Here is a 22456-nt window from a genome sequence, read left to right as displayed (position 1 = left end):
CTCGTTGGTTCGACCGGGTCCGCGGTCCGTAAAACTTTCTGTGACTCAATCCTGTTGTCGCACAATGTTTTTCGAGCGCCGCGAGATCCGTGCAAAAATTTGTCGTTAATTCAGTTGCCGCGGTCTATATCGACGCCGTAGCCTGTCTGATGTTCAGCTCGCGCGCCCAGGCGGTGTGGCGAGGACCGAGAGAGTGAGAGGAGGGGTCGACACCATGGGAAACAACCTGATGACGCAGCCGTGTGACGAGCACGCCGCGATGATGTCTGCCCTTCCGATGCTGACGAGTGTTCACCTCGCTGCCGCCTCCGGTCGGGTCCAGGGGATCAGTGCGTTCGCCGCCGGCAGTGTCAACAACTCCGTCGTGCGTGAGCGCTCCGTTGATGGCACGTCTGCTGTCGACGCCCGCGATATCGACGTCAAGCGCCAGCTCCCGATCTACAACTCCACCTTTGCCGGCGGTGTCCGGCGTTCCGCTCTTCCGAGACCACCAGTCTGACTCAGACACAAGGTCCTCATCGAGGCCGCGGAACCCGACACCAGGGTCCGCGGCTTTTTTTATGTCGCGGGCTTCCGAACCACCACAGGAAGCAGGAACCGAACTCCATGTCAGAGCACAGGACGACGGAACGACCGGCCAGCGCGAACCGCGCGCGAACCGAGCAGGACGGGCCCCGCACCCGGGGTCACCGCGACAAGGAGGTGCCACCGATGATGTTGACCGATCTCATAAACGCAACAGGATTCGCCGCAGAGTGCGGCGAGCAGTTGCCTTGCCACCAGAACGACCCGGAACTCTGGTTCGCCGAGCGGCCGGAGGATGTCGAGTTCGCCAAGCAGTTGTGCACCAGCTGCCCGCTTCGGGAGGCGTGCCTCGCCGGAGCCAAGGACCGCTCCGAGCCGTGGGGTGTCTGGGGCGGCGAACTCTTCGCCCAAGGCGTCGTCATTCCGCGTAAGCGGCCGCGGGGCCGGCCGCGCAAGCAGACCGTGGCCGCGTGATCGCCATGCGCACCACCACATCTTCATTCCATGACACCGGTATGCCGCATGACCGGTGCCTCCAGTCCGGATCGCACCGGTCATGGCGGGATGCCCATCCCGGAAGAGCTTCCATCATGTTCCAGTTGCTGAGGGTCGAACCGACCCGACCGCGTCCACCGACGGGACAGACGGCGACCAGGCGAAGCAAACACGTGACGCGTGTGCTTCCCCCGCCGACCTCACCACGTCGATGAACCCGCAGATGCCGCCCTTCGATGGCGGTCCGATCGCAAAGCCGGTCGCGGCTTACCGCGGCCGGCTTTGCCATGTTGTTTTGCTTCGACTCCTCGCGGAAGGGTGCGGGTGATGGCACGAGCTCGCTCGTGCCATCACCCGCACCCTTCCGGTCGTCGTCTCCGCGCCGTCGGCTTGTCGTTCAGCTGGCAGACCTGGGCTGCCGCCTCCAATCTGTCCACCCACCTCGCCCAGTGACGGCTTCCTCGGCGAGCGACGGCGTCATACCGCCGTCAGTCGACGGGCGCGCCGTCACTCGGTGCCCTCGAGGGCATCTCGACGAGATCGCGACGAGAGCTCGAGGAGATCCGACGAGGTGTAGCACGGGAGAGTGCCCGGAGGCGGCGAGTGGCGTCGATATCGTGGTCGGCCGTCCTGGACGAGTGGCTAGTCCTTTCTGGGCAGAATTTGCCGGATCTTGGCGAATCCTTACCGGTACGTAACTTACTCATATATAAAGGCGGAGGTTCGTCTCACGGTGTGAGCCGGAACACAGACCAACAGCGCTCAACGTGCCCAGGAGGGCTCATGTCAAAGACCCAGACCGGCAAGACCCAGATCTCCCGCCGAACGGTGGCCAAGGGCGCGGCGTGGACGGTGCCGGTCATCGCCACCGCAGCCGCGGCACCCGCTGCGAGTGCCAGTGTCGTTCCTGGTCAGTCAAGCGCCGGTCCCGTGCAGGTCGCCTGCAAGCTGACCAGCCCTGTGCCGTTGGAGGCAACCTGGACTCTCACCCTGACCGCCACGACGCCGACGAGCGTCTCGCCGGGGGACGCCATTCCAGCTCCGTCGCTCACCGCGACCGTGACGACCGACGATCAGTCGGGGGATCTGCTCCGGCAGCTGGGAGTGACTTCGCTGGACGGCACGAGCACGGCGCCCTACACCGTGTCCGGTGCGATCGTGAACCCGGGCGATCGGAGCGCCACACTGACGGTTCCGCCGACGGATGTCGACCCGGAAGGCACGGGTGGCCTGACGACGACGGCGACCGGCGCCGGTGCTGGCGAGACTGCCGGCGGGAGCGCAGGGTCGATTGTGGTCACCCTGAAGCCGTTCGACATCAGTCTCACTGCGCACGGGGGCGCATTCGACGGCTCGAACATCGCTGGCACCTGCACCCCGCCGGACGGCACGGTCCTAGCGCCCGCGACCCAGGTCAAGTAGCACCCGAGTGGTTTCGGCGCGCGGCGCCGCTGAGTGAGCCCGGCGACCGACTGGTCGCCGGGCTCACTGCCGTCATACAGCGGGGTGAGTGGTTGCGGTGTACGCGAGCGGCGACCCAGCGCCCGCGCCGACTGACGGTCAATTCGTTGAGCGACGGTCAGATTTCGCCGTCGCTCGGCGAGGAAGCCGTCACTGGCCGATAAGGGTCAGTGTCAGTCGGGGAGTGGGGGCAGGTCGGCGCCGGGGACCCAGCGGTCGAAGATCTCGCGGGCGGGCACGGTCCCGCCGATCTGACAGAGCACCGCGATGCCGCCGAGCCAGGCGCGGTGGATCATCACGTAGTTGGGCGGCAGGTTCAGTCGCAGGCCGACGGTGAACGTCGTGTTGCGGGGGTCGTTGAGGTAGTTGAAGATGCCCCGCAACCAGTCGCGGTCGAAGGGGAAGTCGTTGCTGCGCAACGGTTTCAGGAAGACGCCGAGGTAGTCGAGCACGTCCTGGGCATCGACGTCGATGGAGCGCTTGACGAAACCTTCGTCGCGCAGACCGTCCAGCAGTGCGTCCGCATCGCCGCGCAGTGCGGCGGTGATCAACTCACCCATCGCCGGCGGCAGTCCGTCGGGCAACCTGTTGACCGCACCGAAGTCGAGCACACCCAACCGGCCGTCAGGCAGCAGCCGGAAGTTGCCCGGGTGCGGGTCGGCGTGCAGCAGCCCGGCACGCTCGGGGCCGCTGACGAGGAACTCGAAATACCGCGCAGCGGCCAGGTCCCGCTCCTCCGGGGTGCCGGAGTCGATAATCCGGGACAGCGGCACACCGTCGATCCAGTCACTGACGATGACCTGCTCGGTCGAGAAGAGCACGCCGGGCAGCAGATAGTCGGGGTCGTCGGCATACGCCTCGGCGAACTGCTCGTGCATCGCCGCCTCGAGGCTGTAGTCGGTCTCCTCCGCCATCCGGCCCTTCAGCTCGCGCAGGATCGGGACGACATCGAGCCCGGGCACCCAGCTGGTGCTCATCCGGGCGACACGAGACAGCTGGTTGAGGTCGGACATCAGTGCCTCGGCGGCGCCCGGATATTGCACCTTGACGGCCACCTCGCGGCCGTCCCGCCATACGGCGTGGTGCACCTGACCGATCGACGCGGCGGCGCGGGGCTCGTCCTCGAACTCGCGGAACTTCGACCGCCACCTGGCACCCAACTGCTCGCGCAGCACCGTGTGCAGGGACTTGGTCGACATCGCCGGCGCCGTGTCCTGCAGCTTGGTCAACGTCGCACGGTATGGCGCCGCCAGCTCCTCGGGGAGCGCGGCCTCGAACATCGACAAGGACTGCCCGAACTTCATCGCGCCGCCCTTGAGGCCGCCCAGCACCTTGAAGAGCTGCTCGGCCGTCTGCGCCTGCAACTCGGCAGTGACGGCTTCGGCCGGGCGCCCGCCGACGCGCTTGCCCAGGCCGACCGCGGCGCGTGCACCGATGCCGAGGGGCAGCGTCGCGAGCCGCGCGGCTCGTGTCACGGTCTTGCGTGGCAGGTCACTCATGTCATTCATGGCAGCCTGCTCCTGCTCGAACAGACCTCGCGCGGTCGGAGCACATGCATCCGGACGTCATGCATTCATTGTCACCCTTGTGTCCTCGCTTCCGCAGCAGGCCGGGTGACACGTCCACAGATGATGTCGCAGCCGCGGCTCGGGACGCTCCAGGCTGAGGCTCAGGCCGATCGGCAGCGGACGGTCCTCGAAGAACCCGCGGACAATCAGTGCCGTGAGCGCGGCTGCGGTCACCCGCAGCTCGGGCGCGGCGTCCAACTCGCGCTCCACGCCGTGGCGCACGGCCCGCGAGGCCAGCCACGGTGCCCACGCCGGGTCACGCGCCCCGCGGTGCAGGTCCAGGCAGGTCAGGCACGGACCGGTGTCGGCCCGCACCAGCGGCCCGACGTTCAGCCGGCCGCCGGAGACGACGACCGGGAGGTGCGGCACCTGCCGGCCGTGCCACGGCCGCCCGGCGAATGCCGTGACCGCGTCGACCGCCGGCAGCACGACCAAATCGGGCGTGCGAGTCACCGGATCACCGTCCGGCGCGAGGAGTGCCTCCGGCTCGGTGACGACGCGATGGACGAGCGGGGACACTGCGCGGGCGATCTCCTGCGGCAACGGTCCGTCGCCCAGCACCAGCACCTGGCCGCGTGCAGGTCCCGGAGTTAGCTGCGCGGCGGCCCGGCAGACGAGATCGAGGATCATCGACCAGCGCGCCGACGGCGCCGGCCGGATCGTGCCGCGGCCGGCCCCGCGCAACGCAGCGGGCAGGTTGAGCACAGCGTCCACCTCGGCCGGGGTGAGGCCCTCGATGACCAGACCGCCCGGCTTGCTCCCGCTCACCAGCACCGAGTCGCTGCCGCGCTGACGCACCACCAGACTCGTCGGCAGGATCGGTGTCAGTGATCGCTCGGCGCACTCGCCCATCAGCGGCCCTCCCTTCCCACGCCGGTCCGAGTGCCGACCGGCTCCCGGTGAGGCAGCTCACCGTGCCACCATCGGCGGTGTCGGCGCAGACGTTGTCCACAGGGGCCGGTCGGTCAGCCGGTGACCTTGAGGATCCCGTGGGCACCGCGCTCGCCGTCGGCCATGATGTGGCTGACGAAGGGATAGTGGCCGGCTGCCGGTGGCGTGAACTCCACGAAGCCGCCCTGCCCGGGTTGCAGAGCCAGTGCCTGCCCGCCGCCGCTCCGGTCGCCGAAGGCGTCCTTGCCGCGCTTGAGCTGGTAGGCGCCCTCGGCGTAGACGGTGTCGAACTGCGTGCCGATCACATGGAAGCTGGTCGCCCTGTTCGGGCCGGCGTCGAGCACCCAAACCCGCACTCGTTGCTTGGCTTTCGCGGTCAGCGGCCGGTCGTCATACTGGTTCGCCGCGCCGTTGAACGTCACGAAGGTCGGCTTGTCCTGCGCCGCGGCGTCGGCGTTCACCTCACGCACCGGCGAGCGGCCGTTGCCGTCGACATACACCTCGGACTGCACCAGCAGGTAGCTACGGGAGACCGCGGGCAGGCCGGGCGGCTCGATGACGACCGCGCCCGCCATACCCGCCGCGATGTGTGCGGTCATCGGCATCGTGGCGCAGTGGTACATCCAGATGCCGGCACGGTGCGCCGTGAAGGTGTAGGTGAGCGACTGGCCGGGCGGGACCTCCCGCATCGGCTTGTCGGGGGAGACCTCGCCGGCGTGGAAGTCGATCGAGTGCGACATCGAGCCCTTGTTGATCAGCTTCACCACGAAGGTGTCTCCGACCCGGCCGTGCAACGTGGGTGCGGGCACCTTGCCGTTGTAGGTCCAGCGCTTCTGGCGTATGCCGGGAGCGACCTCCATCTCCACGTCCCGGACGGTCAGCGTGACGTGGTGGACCTTTGCGGACGTCAGCGGCGGCAGCTTCGCATCGGCCGGGCGGAACGACGCGGGGAAGGAGCTGTCCGTGTGCACGGTGTCGCTGCTCGTCGTATCGCTCGTCGTATCGCTTTTCGCACCGCTCATGCCGGCCATGTCGTGACCGGCCGAGGCGCTCGCCTTCGTCACCTTGACGTCGAAAACCATTCCCATTGCTCGGTGTCCGGGCACAGTGCACCAGCCCTGGACACTCTTGGTGATGACCCCGACGTTCACCCGCGCACTCTGTCCCTGCGATAGGCGCGGCGCCTTCGCGCCGTTCGCGAAGGCGATGTCGTGTGCGGTGCTGGGGTCGGTGTTGGTCAGCACCACCACGAGCTTGTTGCCGCGCGGCACGGTGACCGACGACGGCGTGAAGCGCATGTCCTTGGCCGTGACGCGCACGACGGTGGTGTGTCCCGTCGCCTGCACCGCGGATGCTCCACCCCCGGTGGCCCCCACCGCGCTGACCCCCGTCGGGTTCCACGCGACACCGACACTGACGGCCAGCGCGAGCACGGCGACTCCGGCGACCAGTTGGCCGGGGGACCAGATGCCCGGGTCGGCGCCCAGCTTCCGGCCGCGCAGGCTGTGGTCGTCGGCCAACTCCCGCCGCATCCGTAGGGCGGAGGAGATGCCGAGCACCATCAACGGCGCCAGCGTCAGCAACGCGAGGAGCACGAGCACGCGTGCCGTGTCGCGAACGCCGGGTGGCGTCGGCGTGATCCACAGCAGCAGGCCCAGGTTGACCACGGTGACGCGGGCGACGGCGTAGCGGTCGAACCACTCCTGCGCGGCGCGCACCACCTGTGCGCCGCCGCCGATGACGACCGGCAGCAGGTGTGACAGTGCTCCGCTGAGCAGCTGGGCGGCGAAGCCGACCGCGGCGATCGTCGCGACCCGGTCGTAGCCGTCGCTGATCGCGCCCCACGACGAGGCGGTCGCGACGGTGACCGCCACGAGGACGAGCAGCATTGCGGCCCACACCACGGCGGCGCTGACGAAGTATGCCGAGGCGTGCTGCGGCGGATTGGCTCGCACCGGCCGCAGCAGCGCGCGACCCCACCAGCACGCCGCGGCGGCATACCAGACGAGACCGACGACCGCAGCCTGCCGCAGACCCAGCAACGCCGCCGAGTCGATCGCGATCAGGGCGACAATGAGGAACGGAAGTGCTTGGCGGGCAAGGGTTTCCGCGCGCTCGTCCATGCGGGTGCGCAACATCGTCGGCCACAGCGTCAATAGCGTGCCGAGCACGGTCAGCCCGAGCCAACCCAGCAGCATCGTCATCGTGTGCGCGAGCAGCAGACGCCCGTGCCACTCCTCGGCCGGACCCTTGGCGAGCGCGGCGCCGAAGCCCGCGCCCACCGGCAGGCAGACCGCCGCAGCCAGGTAGTAGAGGACCGTGGTGCGGAAGCGGCGTGCCACGCTGTGGCGCAGTCGCAGTGCGAGCGCGACAGCGTGCCACAGCACCGCGGCGGAAACCACCGACGCACCGGTGACCACCAGCGCCCACCGTGCCGTCGGCACACCGATCAGCACGCACACGACACCGACGACGACCAGCACGATCCGGGTCGACTGCAGCCGCCGGGGATCCACGTCGTCGGAGGTCTTCAGCAGTGCCTGGGTGAAGTAGGTGCTCCACACCATGGCCGCGTGGGTCAGCGCGCCCAGCAGGATCATGTGCACCATCAGCCAGTGCGCGTCGGCGACGAAGGGATGCAGCAGCGCGGTGAGGACAGCGGCCGCGATCCAGGCCACCGCCGGCTGGTCGCGCAACGCCCACAGCCCGCGGGCGGCGCCCGGCGCCGGTGCGCCGCGGCTCCCGCGTCGGGCGATGGGATCGATCATGTCGAGGCCTTTCCGGCTGGTGTGCGGGCGGTGCGGACACGTGCTGTGCGGGTCGGGATGAGGCTGGCCACCACGGTGATCGGCAGGAGCAGCAGCGCGATGACGCCGAGTGCCGCCCCGAGCTTCCAGAAGTGTTGGAGGCCAAGGAGATTCGCGCCGAGTATGCGCACGACGAGACTGACCTGCAGCACCACCAACGGTGCCCACTGCATCGGCCGGTAGGGCATCGGGCGGCGTATGACGGCCGGCAGGATCACCGGCGCGTGGGCGATCACCATCGACATACCGAAGCCGAGGAAGACACCGTGCACAGCCGTGTCGTATTGCGCTGTGGTTGTTGGGGTTCCGGCATACAGCAAGACGCCGGCGGCGACGGCGAGCCAGACATAACCGCACAACAGCGCGGCAGCCGAGAGCCGCGGCAGACCCGGCAGTCGGATCGTCCGCCGTGCGACGTCGTGGACCGCCAGCAGCGCGGTGAGCACCAGCAGGATCAGACCCGCGGCGCAGTTGCCGGCGTCGGGCTGCGCCAGCGACACGATCGCGGCCAGCACCAGCAGCACGCCCGCGGCCAGCAGCAGGCGTCCGGCGCTCGGGGGAAGGTGCAGCCGGGCGAGCTCGACACGCTCGGCGGCGATGGTCAGGACCACGAAAGCGACCAACCAGAGCAGTAATTCGGCCACCGGCAGGCGGATCCACAGGATGGCGGCTCCGGTCGCGGCCACCGCGGCGAGCAACTCCACCGCGGTGGAATCGTCGTGCTGACGTTGCTGCAGCATCGCGTAGACAGCGACCAGGGCCACGCCGCCGTCGGCCAGCAACACCGCGCCGACGTGTGCCGGCAGGCCGATGATCAGCGCGAGTCCACCGGCGCCGAGCAGGGCTGGGGCGGCATACCCCCAAGGTGCGCGTAAGGCGACCGCGCGTTCCAGGGCGATCAGCGTGCCGAGGAAGCCGAGCGTCATCAGCACGCCGTGCCGCGAGGCAAGCTGGGTGTCGTCGACGGGTGCGGCCAGTCCGGCCAGCAGCAGGGCGGCGTCCAGGCCGGCCAGCAGGCTCAGCCCCGCCGGCAAAATCAGCCAGACGCGCGACGGTGCCCGCACGCCGACCCGACCGGTGCGGGTCGGACGTGCGCGCAAGGTCATGCCGGTCGGGTCAGCGCCGCGTCATACGCAGCTGCCACGCCTCCGGGCCTTCGACCAGGTAGGAGACCTCGATGGCGCCCTGGCTGCTTTCGGCGATCTGCGCCAGCAGCGGCTTGGGGTCGTGGGAGGCGGTCAGGACCAGGCCTTCGCCGACACCCAACGTGGCGAGCGCACCGAAGACGGCGCCGTGCCGCAACTTGTGCGGGATGGTGCGCGTGTCCAGCTCGGGCAGGCCGGCGGAGTCGGAGCAGCCACAGCCGCAGCTGTGCGCCTCGGTGATCGGGAGTTCGGTCATCAGAGTCCTCGGTGCAGAGTGATTTATACGATTGACATTGTTAAAACTACTACGTGTCGGATTCGGCTGCCAGTCGGGCTGTCGACACCGCTTACCTGGTCGCCAATGTCACCGCCATCGCTTAAGTTCGGGGGTATGACGTCGCCGACACCCGAAGTGGAGGTGCGGCGGTCCGCCCGGCGTCGGCGCACCGTGTCGGCATACCGCGAAGGCAACCGCATCGTGGTGCTGGTCCCTGCCCGCTTGTCCAAGAGGGACGAGGAGCGGATGGTCGCCGACATGGTCCGGAAGGTGCAGGCCGCGGCGACCCGGGGCAGGTCCACCGACGCGGAGCTGATGCAGCGGGCGGCGCAGTTGTCCACGCGTTACCTCGGCGGCCTGGCCCATCCGGTGTCGGTGCGCTGGGTCACCAACCAGCGCGCTCGCTGGGGGTCCTGCACTCCGGCCAACGGCACGATCCGGCTGTCGGACCGGCTGCAGGGCATGCCCGACTACGTCAGCGACTACGTCCTGCTGCACGAGCTGGCCCACCTGCTGCAGCCGCACCACGGCAAGAGTTTTTGGGCGCTGCTCGAGGCCTATCCGCAGCTGGAGCGGGCCCGCGGCTATCTAGACGGCGTGGCGTTCGGGGTCGGCATGCCGGCCGACCAGGAGGACGAAGCGGTGGACGGCCTCGACGAGAGCGCGGCGGACGACCCGGGCGAGCCGGGTTCGCTGGCGTCCTCCGCGCTCGACGGCTGATGTGTCGGCGGACGTGTCGGCCGGACCCGGTAGCCGAACCGTAGGAGAGATGCGCATGAGCACCGTCAGTCGACGCGCCGCCCTCAGGGCGGCCGGAGCAGGAGTGGCGATGGCCGGCCTCGGGTGGCCACAGATCGGTCTCGCGGCACCGGCCGCGGGTGCGACCGACGATCAGCAGGCGGACGATCAGCGGGTGCTCGCCAACGTCACGGCGGCGTTCGCGGGCACCACGGCGACCAACGCCGACCCGGCGGTGCAGGACAAACTGACGGGGCTCTATCGCACCGCACAGAACAACCTCGCCGCCATGGTCGCCGAGCCGACGACCGAGCTCTTCACCGGTCTGCCGCTCGGCACCGACGATGCACACCTGACCAGCACCTATCTGAAGCTGAGTCAGATCGCCTTCGCCACGGTGATGCCGTTGCCGGACGGTTCCACGGTCCCGACGGATCTCGCGGGCAACACCGGCGTCCAGCATCGGGTGATCGATGCGCTCGGCTGGCTCTACGACACCTACTTCGGCGACCAGGACGCCGGTTACTACGGCAATTGGTACAACTGGGAGATCGGCATGCCGATGCACGCCAGTCGCACCCTGGCCGTGCTGCACGAGGAGCTGGCGGCATACCGCCCGGACCTCGCCGCCACCTACGTCCAGGCGATGGACGACTACCTGCGCAGCGGCAAGGACGGCGACGTCGACCTCGACTCGCGCTTCGACACCGGCGCCAACCTGGCCGACATGACGACCAACCGCATCGTGCAGGGCGCGGTGCTCGGCGACGACGCTCGCATCACCAAGGCAATCTCCGACCAACTGACCGTCTACCGCACCATCGATCCCTACCACCTGCAGCACGAGGTCACCGACGGCTTCTATGCCGACGGGTCGTTCATCCAGCACGCGTCCGTCGCCTACACCGGCAGCTACGGCATCGGTCTGCTCTCGCGGGTCGCCGCGACGATCGCGATGCTCGACGGCACCGGCTACGCGAGTGACGCCGAGCTGGCCGACCAGGTCAACGTGTGGATGTCGCAGACGTTCGCGCCGGTCATCGCGCAAGGCTGGATGATGGAGATGATCAAGGGCCGGGCGATCTCCCGCACCAAGACCGGCTACCAGGATGCCGCCGGCGTCGTCGAGTCGGCCGTCACGCTCAGCGCGTATGCCGGGTCGCCCGGGGCCGGCGATCTGCGGTCCTACGTGAAATATCTGCACGAGTCGACGAAGGTCCCGATCGACCCGACCTCGTTCACGTCGCCCGCGGCCGTGCAGCGCTACGCACAGATCGTCGCGGACTCCGGCACCGTCGCTGCCGACCTCCTGCCGCAGGAAGCGACCTTCGCGTTCAACGCCATGGACCGCAACGTCCACCGCCGCCCCGGCTACACCTTCGCGCTGGCCCGCAGCTCGAGCCGCGTCAGTAAATACGAATACATGAGCGGCGAGAACCTCCTGCCGTGGTTCCAGGGCGACGGGGCGCACTACCTCTACCTCGCCGGCGACGACCAGAGCGAGGCCTACGGCGTCGACTACGTCACGGTCGTCGAGCCCTACCGCCTCGGCGGCGTCACGTCGCCGGTGGAGGACCGCAAGACGATCCCGCAGCTGTATGGCGAGCAGTTCTACGACAACCCGGAGGCCGGGTTCACCTCGTCGTCGGTGCTGCAGAACACCTACGTCTACTTCCCGCTCGGCACCAACGACTACTCGGGCGGAGCGACGCTGGGCAGCTATGCGGTGGCCGGTCTGGTGCAGTCCGACGACGCCGCCTATGCCGCCAAGAGTCGTGGCGAGCTGCCCGGCGACTTCGTCGCCTATGCAAACTCCCGCTCGCAGAAGTCGTGGTTCCTGCTCGACGACGAGATCGTCGTCCTCGCCGCGGGCATCGACGACCTGCACGGCAGGGACGTGCTGACGACGATCGACAGCCGGATCGCTGCCCCGACCGACGACGTCTCGGTCACCGGTGTGCTGCGCGGTGGCACACGGTTCGCCGGAGCAGGCACCGCACATCAGCCGCGCTGGCTGCGCTACGCGAACGCGACGCGGGGCAATGCCGTCGGCTACGTCTTCCTCACCGATCCTGATGCCGATCCTGATGACGACGTCGCGGTCGATGTGCGGCTGCGCGAGGTGCGGCGCAGTCGCCGGCTCGTGCGAGCGACCAACCCGGACACTCAGATCACGAAGCAGGTCTTCGACCTGTCCGTCGCCCACGCCGCAGACGAGCGGCCGGGCGCGCTTGCCTACGCGATCGTGCCCGGTGCCGACGCAGCGGCCCTGGGACGCTACGACGGCACGTCGCGCGGGCCGGTCGTTGTCGCGAACTCCACCGACCTGCAGGCGGTGCGGCACCCACAGCTGGGGCTGGTCGCGGCCAACAGCTTCATCGGCGGCACACACCGGCTCGGGAAGCTCACGATCGACGGTGCCGCGTCGGTGATCGTCCAGGATGCCGATCGCGGGCGCACGACGATCGCAGTGTCTGACCCCACCTTCGGCCGGGACGAGATCGCCGTGACCGTGCCGGGGCATCGCCGCGTCGTGACGCCGCACGACGGCGTCACGGTACGTCCGGTGCGGGGTGGGACGCAGCTGGTCTTCGCCACTCGTCACGCGTATGGCGCAACGACCTCGGTCACCGTGCGCGGCCGCGGCATCGGCTGATCGCGCACCTGCCGGGTGCTGACGCTGGCGGCCGGCGCGCGACCGTCGTCAGGCCGAAACCAGTTGTCCCCGAAGGAAATCGATGCATTCGGCCAGGTCGGGGTCGGTCGGCTCCGGCAGGGCATCCACCGGCCACCAGCGGACGTCGTCCGACTCGTCCGACACCGTGACAGCCGCCTCCGGTGGTGCGACCGCGGCAATGCGCAGGTCCCAGTGCGCCATACAGCGGCCGAAGGCGGCGGCGAGGTCGTGCCGGTGCAGATAGAGGGCACCGGGCACCGGGCTGAGTCCCTCGATGCCGGACTCCTCGGTCGCCTCACGCAGCGCGGCGCCGGCGACCGTCGAGTCGCCGTCCTCGAAATGCCCACCGGGCTGCAGCCACAGCTTGGCCTTCTTGTGCAGCACGAGCAGCACCTCGGTGTGGTCCGCCGAGAAGACGACGGCACTGGCGGTGAAGTGCTCCGGCGGACCGTCGCGCCACATCGCGTCGTCGTATGCCGCGAGGTGTGCCTCGAACGCGTCGCGCGTCGGGCTCGCGGCCGCCGCGCGCAACACCTGGAAAGCGTTGTCGCGCAGGGCCGTCCGGCTCACGCCTTGCCCTCGGGCTCGTCCCCGTCGCTGTCCTCGCCGTTGTCGTCTTGGCCAGAGTCCCCGTCGGAGGTGCCCGAGTCGTGCGAGTCCTTCGTCCCGCCTCGCTCGGCATCCAGCTCCGCGGTGCCCTGGGCCAGCAGCTCCTCCAGCGCGGCGTCGACCTCGTCCGGCTGCTGCACGGTCTCGTCGGGGGACTGCCTGCGGCGGACATAGCCGCTGGGGTCGTCCAGGTCGGCGGTCGTCGGTGCGAAGTCCGGGTGCTTCCACGCGCCGTCCCGCTCCTTGGCGCCGAGCGCCTCCTCAAGCTCGGTGAACAGCTGCGCGCCCTCGCGCAGGCGGCGCGGGCGCAGCTCCAGACCGACGAGCGAGGCGAAGGTCCGCTCGGCCGGACCGCCGGACGCGCGGCGCCGGCGAACGGCCTCGGCGAGCTGGGTCGCGTGCGGCAGGTGCTTGCCAGCCGCTTCGTTGGCCACGACGTCCACCCAGCCCTCGACGAGCGCGAGCAGAGTCTCCAGGTGCGCCAGGGCGCGCTGCTGGGCCTCGGACGGCTCGTTGCTGAACATCGATCCCTGCAACGCTTCCTGCATGGCCGCCGGGTCGGACGCCTCGACGTCGGACACCGCACGCTCGATGCCTTCGGTGTCGATCGAGATGTCACCGGCATACGACTGCACGGCCGCGATCAGTGCGGGGCCCAGCCACGGCACCGCGGCGAACAGCCGGGCCCGGGCAGCCTCGCGCACCGCAAGGTAGAGGTGCACTTCGCCGCCGTCGACCTCGAGGCCCTCGGCGAAGTCCCGCACGTTGGCCGGCAGCATCGCGACGCCGTCGGTGAGCGGCAGGCCGACCTCGGTGCCGCTGACCAGCTCGCCGGCGAGTGCGCCGACCGCCTGGCCGATCTGTGCGCCGAACATGCCGGCGCTCATCCGCGCCATCATCGGCTGCATCTGCCCCATCATCGACGCGGGGTCGACGCCCGGAGGCAGCCCCATCTCGCCGGCCTGCTCGGGCCCGAGGCGGCGCAGCTGCTCGCCCATCGCGCGCTCGATGGCGCTGTTGACGCCGCCGGCCACCGGCTCGACGAGCTGCCGCCAGGTCGGCATGGTCTGCTCTACCCACTCGGCGCGGCTGAGCGCCTTGGCCGGGCCGACGGCGGAGAACTCGGTGACTTCGTCCAGCCACAGGTTGGCGACCTGCACGACCTGCTCGACGTCGCGGGTGGTCGCCGAAGTCACGCTGCTGTCACCGGCCGCGGACACCGTCTTGCGTGCCACGTCCGTCGCCAGCTCCAGGTTGACCGGGCCGTCGACCGGCCCGGACATCATCGCCTGCAGCTGACTCTGCAACGCCTCCATCATCTGGGGGTTCATGCCCTGCACGCCCATCTGCTCCAGCGCGCTCGCGAGCTCGTCGTTGCCCCCGCCGTCCCCGCCGAGGATCGACCGCAACAGCTCGGACAGGTCCGGCTGCGACTCGTCGTCGCCGGAGTCGTCGGGCAGCTCTGGTGGGTTGTTCGACATGTCTTCTCCTGTTCTCCGCCGATGCCCGGACCGGGCACGCGGCGAAAGCGCGCCGTAAGCGGTGAATAGGCTCTTCAATAGGCTCTGCACTAGACAACCACGAACCGGCCGGTGTGGTTCCACCACTCGGGACGTGTTCGCTGGAAGCGCAATGGAAAATTGCGGTGACACCGCGCCCGACCCGGTGACTTTCGTAACTTTCGTGATCAGGAGGACGTCGTATGTCGGAATCAGACTCCTTACCGGACGCCGGGTCAGACGCCGGGCCGGACCCCCGGGTGCGCCTGGTCGATCTGCGGGACTCTCCGCTGTCGGTGGACGAGGCGCTCGGCCTGGTCAGCGACCCCGCGGCCGGCGGCGTGGCGGTCTTCGTCGGCACGGTCCGCCAGCAGGACCATGCCAGGGCCGTTGAGCTGCTCGACTATTCGGCCCACCCGACGGCGGTCGACGTGCTGCGCGAGGTCGCGGAGTCGGTGCTGACCGACGAGATCACCGCGCTCGCCGCCGTGCACCGCGTCGGCCGGCTGGCGATCGGTGACACCGCGGTCGTCGTCGCAGTGAGCGCACCGCACCGTGCTGCCGCGCTCACAGTTTGCACAGAGATGATCGACACCCTCAAGGCACGGGTGCCGATCTGGAAGCACCAGGTGTTCAGCGACGGAAGCGACGAATGGGTCGGACTGTAGATCGATGACAGGTGCAGATGAACAAGGCGGTGCGGTGAGCGCTACGAAGACCGGCAACTCCACGACCGGCGGGCGGCTCAGCGGCCGCAACATCGCGGTGCTGGTCGCCGCGGTCGTGCTGGTGATCGCGGTGGCCGCACTCAACCTGATCCATGTGCCGAAGGTGATCCTGCGGCCCGGCCCGGTCACCAACACACTCGGTGAGAAGTCCGGGAAACCGGTGATCGAGGTCAAGGGCGCCAAGACCTATCCCACGACCGGCACGCTGGACTTCACCACCGTGTCGATGGCGGGCGGCCCGCGCTATCCGGTCAGTGTGCTGGAGTGGCTGAAGGCGAAATATCTCGACAGCGACGCCGAGATCTACCCCGAGGAAATGTGGTTCCCCAAGGGCATCACCTCCAAGCAGGTCGAGCAGCAGAGCACCGCCGAGATGACCAACTCGCAGCAGACGGCCGAGGTCGTCGCGATGCGCGCGGCAGGTGTCACCGTGCCGGAGACCGTCCGGGTGGTGCAGTTGCAGAAGGGCGCCGCCGCTGAGGGCAAGCTCAAGACCAAGGACGTGCTGGTCGAGGTCAACGGTCACAAGGTGCGCACGCTGAAGTCCGTGTCGACAGCCATGGCAAAGGTCAAGGCCGGCGCCACCGTCCCGGTCACCGTCCAGCGGGCCGGCAAGACCGTGCACCTGAAGGTCCCGACGAGCGCGGGCGACGGCGGCGACGCAGTCTTCGGCATCGCGATCTCGCCGGCATACAAATTCCCCTATGACGTCAAGGTCAACGCGGGCGACGTCGGCGGACCCTCTGCGGGCACGATGTTCACCCTCGCGATCTACGACAAACTGACGCCGGGGTCACTGACCGGCGGACACAAGGTCGCCGGCACCGGCACGATGAGCGAGGACGGCTCGGTCGGTCCGATCGGCGGCATCAAGCAGAAGATGATCGGCGCCAAGAAGGCGGGCGCGAAGTTCTTTCTGGCGCCCGACAGTGACTGCAACGAGGCCAAGGGGCACGAGCCCGACGGGCTGACCGTCATCAAGGTCGACAACCTCAAGGGCGCCCTGTCGGCGCTGAAGCAGATCCGGTCGGGCAAGACCTCCGGCTTCCCCAGCTGCGGTTGACCGTCGTCCACCGAGAGGCCCCCCGAATACCGAGCGGACCGGCGATTCTTACCGTTCGGCGCCCGATTCGGGGGCCTCTCGATGTGTCGCTGGGCCTCTCGGCGTAAGGGGGTGCCGGTCGGTTCGCGGGTCGGTCAGTCCTCGAGAGTGACCTGCAGCGCGTGGACGAGGCCCGGCGCGATGTCATTGCCGACCGCGACCTTGTCGTCGTCGTCATGGGCGCGCTGTCGCAGCAGGCAGATCGACTCGCCGTCCCGCAGGACGGCCACCAGCAGCCGCACGTCGGCGCGGTCGGGATGCGCGGCCAGCGCGTCGGTCGCGGCGTCGGGGTTGTCCGGCAAGCCCTGCTCCGCCTCGGGCGGCACCACGATCCGCTCCAGCGCCAGCGCGACGCCGTCGACCTCCGGCGGCCAGGCGAGCTGCCGCAGAAGGCTCTCGATGTTGGAGGTCTGCGGCAGCCCCTCCTGCTCGATCGTGCTGTATGCCGCTGGGTCGGCGGCTCCCAACTGCCCGGCCAGCGCCGGCTCGCGGGCCAGCAGGTCGCTGTTGCGGGCGATCGCGAAGAGTCGGGGAGCCTGGTCCCATCCCGCGGCTGCGACGTGTCGCTCGGTGTCGAGTGCACACTCGGCGAGGGGAGTGAGGACCTGTTTGAGTTGTTGGCCCGGGGTGGTGGGATCGTCCGACATGGGAACCATGCTGCCGCACCGCCACGGCGCGGGAGACTCCTGCCTCCGGTTTCGCCGGCATCAACGTGGCTGGCGCTGCGATTCATAGCACCGCGGGTTAGGTTTGGGTTTCACCATCAGCACCTTTGGACACGAGGCCCACGTTGACTTCTTCGGACGAGCCCGCCGGCGGCGACGAGCGAGACGAGCACGAATCCCGCATCGTGGTGCGACGATTCGGGCCATCCGGCGCACGCCGGGTGGTCATCGTGGCGGCTGCGATCGTCGCGATCCTGGTGCTCGCGCAGGTCTGGGCCAACGTGTGGACCAACCAGCTGTGGTTCCAGAGCATTGGCTACTCCTCGGTCTTCCGGACCGAATACCTCACCAAGGCAACGATGTTCGTCGGTGGTGCGGTGTTGTGCGGTGGGCTGATCTGGCTCAGCATGTGGCTGGCCTACCGGCAGCGGCCGATCTACGCCCCCACGACGGCCGAGTTGGACAGCATGGATCGCTATCGCGAAGCGATCGAGCCGTTCCGGCGGGCGTCGTTCTGGCTGGTGCCCGGTGTCTTCGCGCTGTTCACCGGCTCGGCGGCGATCGGGCAGTGGAAGGTCGCGTTGCTGTGGCTCAACCGGCAGAGCTTCGGCGTCAAGGACCCCGAGTTCCACAAGGACATCGGCTTCTTCGTCTTCACCCTGCCGTGGCTGCAGGTCGTCGTCGGGTTCCTGACGATGGCGCTGATCCTCTCGCTCGTGTCCGCCGCCGTCATGCATTACCTCTACGGCGGGATCTCCTTGCGCGAGAGGGGTGTTCACACCACCGGATCGGCTCGGGTCCACCTGTCGCTGCTGCTGGCCGCGCTGGTGCTGGTGCGCGCGGTGGCCTACTGGCTGGGTCGCTACGACCAGACGACCACCGACAACTCGCTGTTCACCGGTGTCGATTACACCGCACAGCACGCGGTGCTGCCGGCGAAGGCGATGCTCGCGGGGGCGGCCGTGATCTGCGCAGCGCTGTTCGTGGCGACGATCTGGACCCGCACCTGGCGGCTGCCGGTCGTCGGTCTCGCGTTGCTGATCGTCTGCGCCCTGGTGCTGGGCGCCATCTATCCCGCGCTGGTGTCGCGCTTCAAGGTGCGCCCCAACGAGCAGGCGCTGCAGTCGCCATACATCTCACGCAACATCAAGGCGACCAAGAAGGCCTACGGCCTCGACAAGGTCAAGGTCACGTCCTACACGCCGACCAAGAAGACCAGCGCCGGGCAGCTCGCGCAGGACGCCGAGACGGTGCCGGGCATCCGGCTGGTCGACCCGTCGATCGTGTCGCCGACGTTCCGGCAGTTGCAGGGCACGCGCAACTACTACCAGTTCGGCAACACCCTCGACGTCGACCGCTACAAGGTCGGCGGCAAGACCGAGGACACCGTCATTGGTGTGCGTGAGCTCGACCTGTCCGGTGTGCCCGGGTCGCAACGCAATTGGGTCAACGACCACATGGTCTACACGCACGGCTTCGGGGTCGTGGCGGCATACGGCAACGAGCGCACGGACGACGGCCAGCCGGTCTTCATGGAGTCCGACATCCCGCCGGTCGGCAAGCTCGGCGACTTCGAGCCACGGATCTACTTCGGGGAGTCCTCGCCGCGGTTCTCCATCGTCGGTGGCACCGCGGACAGTCCCAAGCGTGAGCTGGACTATCCGCGCACGTCCTCCGGTGGTGAGCAGCGCACCACCTACGGCGGCGACGGCGGCGTCGGGGTCGGCTCGTGGAACCGCAAGCTGGCGTATGCCGTGAAGTATCACGACCTCAACTTCCTCTTCTCCGGCTCGATCAACCCGGACTCGCGGGTGCTGGACACCCGCAACCCGGTCGACCGGGTCAAGAAGGCCGCACCGTGGCTGACGGTCGACGGCGACCCCTACCCGGTAGTCGAGGGCGGCCACGTGCAGTGGGTCGTCGACGGTTACACCACCTCCGCGCACTACCCCAACTCCGAGTTGCAGTCGCTGGGCAACGCCACCACGGACGCGCTGACCACGTCCTCGGACAACCTGCGCAACCTCGCCGGCGGCCGCGTCAACTACATCCGCAACTCGGTGAAGGCGACGGTCGACGCCTACACGGGCCAGGTGACGATGTATGCCTGGGACGACAAGGATCCGGTCCTCAAGGCGTGGCGGAGCGCGTTCCCCGGCACCGTGAAGCCGATGTCGAAGATCCCGTCCGGCCTGATGTCGCACCTGCGCTACCCGGAGGACTTGTTCAAGGTGCAGCGCGAGCTGCTGACGAAGTATCACGTCACCGACCCGGGGCAGTTCTTCCAGGGCAACGACCAGTGGCAGATCCCGACCGACCCGGCCCGTGGCAACCGTGAGCAGCAGCCGCCCTACTACCTGTCGGTGGCGATGCCCGACCAGAACTCGCCGACGTTCTCGCTGACGTCGACGTTCATCCCGACCGGTGACCGGCAGAACCTCGCCGCCTTCATGACGGTCGATGCCGACGCCGGATCGATGCCGGGCAAGAAGAGCAGTGGCTACGGGACGTTCCGCATCCTGGAGATGCCGCGCAACGTCACGGTCAAGGGCCCGGGGCAGTTCCAGAACGACATCAACTCCTCGCAGGCCGTGTCACCCACGACCAAGCAGACGCTGGCGCAGTTCCTGACCTACAACAAGCAGGTCGGCTCCGAGGTGCAGGAGGGCAACCTGCTCACCCTGCCGGTCGGCGGCGGGCTGCTGTATGTCGAGCCGATCTACGTCAAGGCGGCCGGGAACACCTCGTTCCCGTTGCTGAAGGCCGTCGTGGTCGGCTTCGGCGACAAGCTGGCGTGGGACACCACGCTGGATGGTGCGCTGAACGAGCTCTTCGGCGGCGATTCCGGTGCCAGTGCTGGTGATTCGGGCCAGTCGAAGGCGCCGGAGAAGAAGTCGAAGTCGCCGTCCTCCTCGCCCTCGTCGCCGTCGTCCTCCTCGAAGTCCAGCAAGTCGTCGAAGGAGCAGAGCGCCGAGGTCAGGGAAGCGCTCGCCGATGCGAACAAGTGGTATGCGCAGGGCGAGAAGGACCTCAAGAAGGGTGACTTCGCGGCATACGGCAAGGATCAGAAGAAGCTGAAGGCGGCGATCAAGCGGGCCATCGAGGCGCAGGGCGGCACACCGTCCACCCCGTCCTCCTCGCCCGCGCCGAAGTCGACCGACAAAAAGTGACCCCGCAGTCGATCGGGTTTGAGATTCCCCGTTTCGGGCATGCCGAGAGTGCGCCGGAGCGCACTCTCGGCATGCCCGGGGCGGTCGGGCGCCCCGCTGTTGCGGGCCGGCCCCCCGCGCGGGGGGCCGGCCCGCAACAGCGGGGCGCCCGACCGCCCCGGGCATGCCGAGAGTGCGCCGGAGCGCACTCTCGGCATGCCCGGGGCGTTCGGGCGCCCCGATTTGGCGCTCCGGCCACCGTCGCGTAGTGTTGGTTTCACCGACGCGGGGTGGAGCAGCTCGGTAGCTCGCCGGGCTCATAACCCGGAGGTCGCAGGTTCAAATCCTGCCCCCGCTACTACGCGAAGCGTCGCTGAGAGCGCCTCGGATCTGCACTGATCCGAGGCGCTTTCGTCATGTATGGCGCCAATGCCGCTCACAGCCGTTGAGTCGGCCCGTAGGCTGCCGGCATGGACGACGGACAGGTTGAGACGGCTGTTCGGGTTGCCTGCGCCTTGGAAGATCTGGGCGCCTTCCGGTCCGATGATTGGGTCCGGCTCGGGACAACGCTGGTCGGACTCGGCAGTGATGACGAGGGAGCCGTCGACCTTGCGATTCTCCACGAGTCCGCATCCGGTTGGGAGACGGCGCCGGTCACCCGTGAGCTGAGGGACCGCCTGGACATTCCGGTGACGACCGCGAACGACGCGACAGAGCTGGTCGCGCGGTTGCTGGCGGACGACCTGCGAGCTCGCCCGGCCGCCGTGAGTGCTCCGATGATCCGGATGCTGGCGCGACTCGCTCCCCCCGACTACGCCTCGGATCTGGCGAACGAGTGCAGCGGCACCGAGGAATACCTGGACTGTGACTGTGCGCGGGTCGATCCCGCGTTTGAGGCTGAACTCGAGGGGCGGGCACCACACGATCTGCCCGACGTGGTCGTGCGGGTCTTGGCGTGTCGACTGCGGGCGTCGCTGCCGACCGTGCAGCCCGTTCGCAATCACTGATCGCTGACTCGTCGGTCCCTCGAGCTGCGGCGGGGCGGGTGTTCACCGATCTGCATGGCAGGTCAACCGGAAGCCGGGCACCGGCACGGCGGAGGGGACGGTGACCTCCAGGCGCAGCCGGCGGAGCCGGGAGATGACCGCGGGTGCACCGATCACGGCGAGCCAGGCAAGAACCACGACAGCGCCTCCGACGATGACGTCGAGTGCCCAGTGGTTGGCGGTACCGATCACGACGAGGGATGTTGTGGCGGCATACGCGAACCCGAGTGTGCGGGCCAGCCAGGAGCCGGTCGCGGCGGCGACGGCGATCGCGACCCACAACGCCCAGCCGGCGTGCATCGACGGGAAGGCGGCCAGCTGGTTGGTCGCACCGCCCATGCCCTTGGGTGCTGATGCTTCGCTGCCCCACCAACCGACGTCCGCGTGCAGGCTAAGCACGTCGGTGAATCCGCCGAGCAGGCGCGGGGGAGCGGTCGGCAGGAGTAGGTAGCAGCCGAGTGCAGCGAACGTCGCGGCGACCAGAGCGGTGCGCGCTCTGCGGTAGACCTGCCGGTGACGTGCATAGAGCCAGACCAGCACCGCGAGCGTGACGATGTAGTGGCCGCTGGCATACCAATAGCTGCCGAAGAGCCCGAGCCAGTCGTGATCGACGAAGACCGCGTTGAGCCGGTGCTCCCAGTCGAGATCGAGCAGCGTCTCGATGTGCAGCAGTCCTTTGGCGGTGCCGGCGGCATCGCGCAGGTTGTCGTCCGCGAGCAGCCGACTGGCGGTGTAGCCGACGTAAAGCACTGCGAGCAGCAGCAATTCGCGGGCGGCGGCACGGACGCCGGGCGACATTTTCGGCCGGTGGCTCCACCGGCGGCGCGGGGCATCGGTCACGCGCCGTGGCCGGTGTCGTGCCGTCGTCGGTGTGTGCGTCCGATAGCTGACGCTGTGGTCGATGGTCATCGTTCCCCCGATCGATGCCGCGTAGTAGAGGATGAATTCGTATACCAACCGTACGCCCGAAACGGAGCGTTGCTCCATTTCATTCCCGACATTGCGGTGAGAATCACTCTCCGGAGGTATGTCGAGTGCGGGAATATACCCCTCTGGGGTATGTGTTGTGGTGTG

18 protein-coding genes and 1 tRNA gene are annotated in these 22456 nt (G+C 68.6%); 10 read left to right on the top strand and 9 right to left on the bottom strand.

Going from position 1 to position 22456, the window contains the following annotated elements:
- Positions 1-214: 214 nt before the first annotated feature.
- The 3 genes from ACSZL9_RS06700 to ACSZL9_RS06690 all read left to right on the top strand — a co-directional run bounded on the left by ACSZL9_RS06700 (position 215) and on the right by ACSZL9_RS06690 (position 2442).
- Positions 215-499, top strand: coding sequence for a hypothetical protein (locus ACSZL9_RS06700; protein WP_446664689.1), 285 nt, complete (start codon positions 215-217; stop codon positions 497-499).
- Between the two features lie 212 nt (positions 500-711).
- The gene (locus tag ACSZL9_RS06695) at positions 712-999 is read left to right on the top strand and encodes a WhiB family transcriptional regulator (protein ID WP_446664688.1); all 288 of its coding nucleotides are present in this window, start codon (positions 712-714) and stop codon (positions 997-999) included.
- An 804-nt stretch (positions 1000-1803) separates the two neighbouring features.
- Positions 1804-2442, top strand: coding sequence for a DUF6801 domain-containing protein (locus tag ACSZL9_RS06690; protein WP_446664687.1), 639 nt, complete (start codon positions 1804-1806; stop codon positions 2440-2442).
- Positions 2443-2654: 212 nt separating this feature from the next.
- On the opposite strand, the gene ACSZL9_RS06685 is transcribed toward ACSZL9_RS06690, so the two are convergent.
- From ACSZL9_RS06685 to ACSZL9_RS06665, 5 genes are all read right to left on the bottom strand, one after another.
- Positions 2655-3989 carry an ABC1 kinase family protein gene (locus ACSZL9_RS06685; RefSeq protein WP_446664686.1) on the bottom strand — a complete coding sequence of 445 codons (1335 nt, stop codon included), beginning with the start codon at positions 3987-3989 and terminating at the stop codon, positions 2655-2657.
- Between the two features lie 57 nt (positions 3990-4046).
- Positions 4047-4901 (bottom strand): hypothetical protein, encoded by an 855-nt coding sequence (locus tag ACSZL9_RS06680; protein ID WP_446664685.1) that lies wholly within the window; start codon positions 4899-4901, stop codon positions 4047-4049.
- A 113-nt stretch (positions 4902-5014) separates the two neighbouring features.
- The gene (locus tag ACSZL9_RS06675) at positions 5015-7708 is read right to left on the bottom strand and encodes a multicopper oxidase domain-containing protein (protein WP_446664684.1); all 2694 of its coding nucleotides are present in this window, start codon (positions 7706-7708) and stop codon (positions 5015-5017) included.
- Entirely contained in the window at positions 7705-8853 is a 1149-nt protein-coding gene (locus tag ACSZL9_RS06670; protein WP_446664683.1) for a hypothetical protein, read from the bottom strand. The genes ACSZL9_RS06675 and ACSZL9_RS06670 overlap by 4 nt, the downstream gene beginning before the upstream one ends.
- A 10-nt stretch (positions 8854-8863) precedes the next feature.
- Positions 8864-9148 carry a DUF2249 domain-containing protein gene (locus ACSZL9_RS06665; protein WP_446664682.1) on the bottom strand — a complete coding sequence of 95 codons (285 nt, stop codon included), beginning with the start codon at positions 9146-9148 and terminating at the stop codon, positions 8864-8866.
- A gap of 135 nt (positions 9149-9283) precedes the next feature.
- Between ACSZL9_RS06665 and ACSZL9_RS06660 the strand changes: the two genes are divergently transcribed.
- Positions 9284-9889: a M48 metallopeptidase family protein gene (locus tag ACSZL9_RS06660; protein WP_446664681.1), complete on the top strand. Its 606-nt coding sequence runs from the start codon at positions 9284-9286 to the stop codon at positions 9887-9889.
- Positions 9890-9944: 55 nt separating this feature from the next.
- Entirely contained in the window at positions 9945-12563 is a 2619-nt protein-coding gene (locus ACSZL9_RS06655; RefSeq protein WP_446664680.1) for a polysaccharide lyase family 8 super-sandwich domain-containing protein, read from the top strand.
- Between the two features lie 48 nt (positions 12564-12611).
- Here ACSZL9_RS06655 and ACSZL9_RS06650 read toward each other — a convergent pair whose 3' ends face one another.
- Positions 12612-13154, bottom strand: coding sequence for an NUDIX hydrolase (locus ACSZL9_RS06650; RefSeq protein WP_446664679.1), 543 nt, complete (start codon positions 13152-13154; stop codon positions 12612-12614).
- Positions 13151-14674 (bottom strand): zinc-dependent metalloprotease, encoded by a 1524-nt coding sequence (locus ACSZL9_RS06645; RefSeq protein WP_446664678.1) that lies wholly within the window; start codon positions 14672-14674, stop codon positions 13151-13153. The genes ACSZL9_RS06650 and ACSZL9_RS06645 overlap by 4 nt, the downstream gene beginning before the upstream one ends.
- Positions 14675-14895: 221 nt before the next feature.
- On the opposite strand from ACSZL9_RS06645, the gene ACSZL9_RS06640 reads away from it, so the two are divergent.
- Both ACSZL9_RS06640 and ACSZL9_RS06635 read left to right on the top strand, forming a co-directional pair.
- Positions 14896-15360, top strand: coding sequence for a molybdenum cofactor biosynthesis protein MoaE (locus ACSZL9_RS06640; protein ID WP_446664677.1), 465 nt, complete (start codon positions 14896-14898; stop codon positions 15358-15360).
- A gap of 34 nt (positions 15361-15394) precedes the next feature.
- Positions 15395-16483, top strand: coding sequence for a YlbL family protein (locus ACSZL9_RS06635; RefSeq protein WP_446664676.1), 1089 nt, complete (start codon positions 15395-15397; stop codon positions 16481-16483).
- Positions 16484-16617: 134 nt separating this feature from the next.
- On the opposite strand, the gene ACSZL9_RS06630 is transcribed toward ACSZL9_RS06635, so the two are convergent.
- The gene (locus ACSZL9_RS06630; protein WP_446664675.1) at positions 16618-17169 is read right to left on the bottom strand and encodes a PPA1309 family protein; all 552 of its coding nucleotides are present in this window, start codon (positions 17167-17169) and stop codon (positions 16618-16620) included.
- 143 nt (positions 17170-17312) lie between these two features.
- Here ACSZL9_RS06630 and ACSZL9_RS06625 point away from each other — a divergent pair, with 143 nt between their 5' ends.
- The 3 genes from ACSZL9_RS06625 to ACSZL9_RS06615 all read left to right on the top strand — a co-directional run bounded on the left by ACSZL9_RS06625 (position 17313) and on the right by ACSZL9_RS06615 (position 21343).
- Positions 17313-20357 (top strand): UPF0182 family membrane protein, encoded by a 3045-nt coding sequence (locus ACSZL9_RS06625; protein WP_446664674.1) that lies wholly within the window; start codon positions 17313-17315, stop codon positions 20355-20357.
- 263 nt (positions 20358-20620) lie between these two features.
- Positions 20621-20694 (top strand) — tRNA-Met (locus ACSZL9_RS06620).
- Between the two features lie 112 nt (positions 20695-20806).
- Positions 20807-21343 carry a hypothetical protein gene (locus ACSZL9_RS06615; RefSeq protein WP_446664673.1) on the top strand — a complete coding sequence of 179 codons (537 nt, stop codon included), beginning with the start codon at positions 20807-20809 and terminating at the stop codon, positions 21341-21343.
- A gap of 42 nt (positions 21344-21385) precedes the next feature.
- Here ACSZL9_RS06615 and ACSZL9_RS06610 read toward each other — a convergent pair whose 3' ends face one another.
- Positions 21386-22369: a phosphatase PAP2 family protein gene (locus tag ACSZL9_RS06610; protein WP_446664672.1), complete on the bottom strand. Its 984-nt coding sequence runs from the start codon at positions 22367-22369 to the stop codon at positions 21386-21388.
- Positions 22370-22456: the final 87 nt, after the last annotated feature.

The organism is Flexivirga sp. B27, assembly GCF_052905685.1.
Note: the sequence above shows the minus strand (reverse complement) of the source record. Positions and strands in the feature narration are given on the sequence as shown.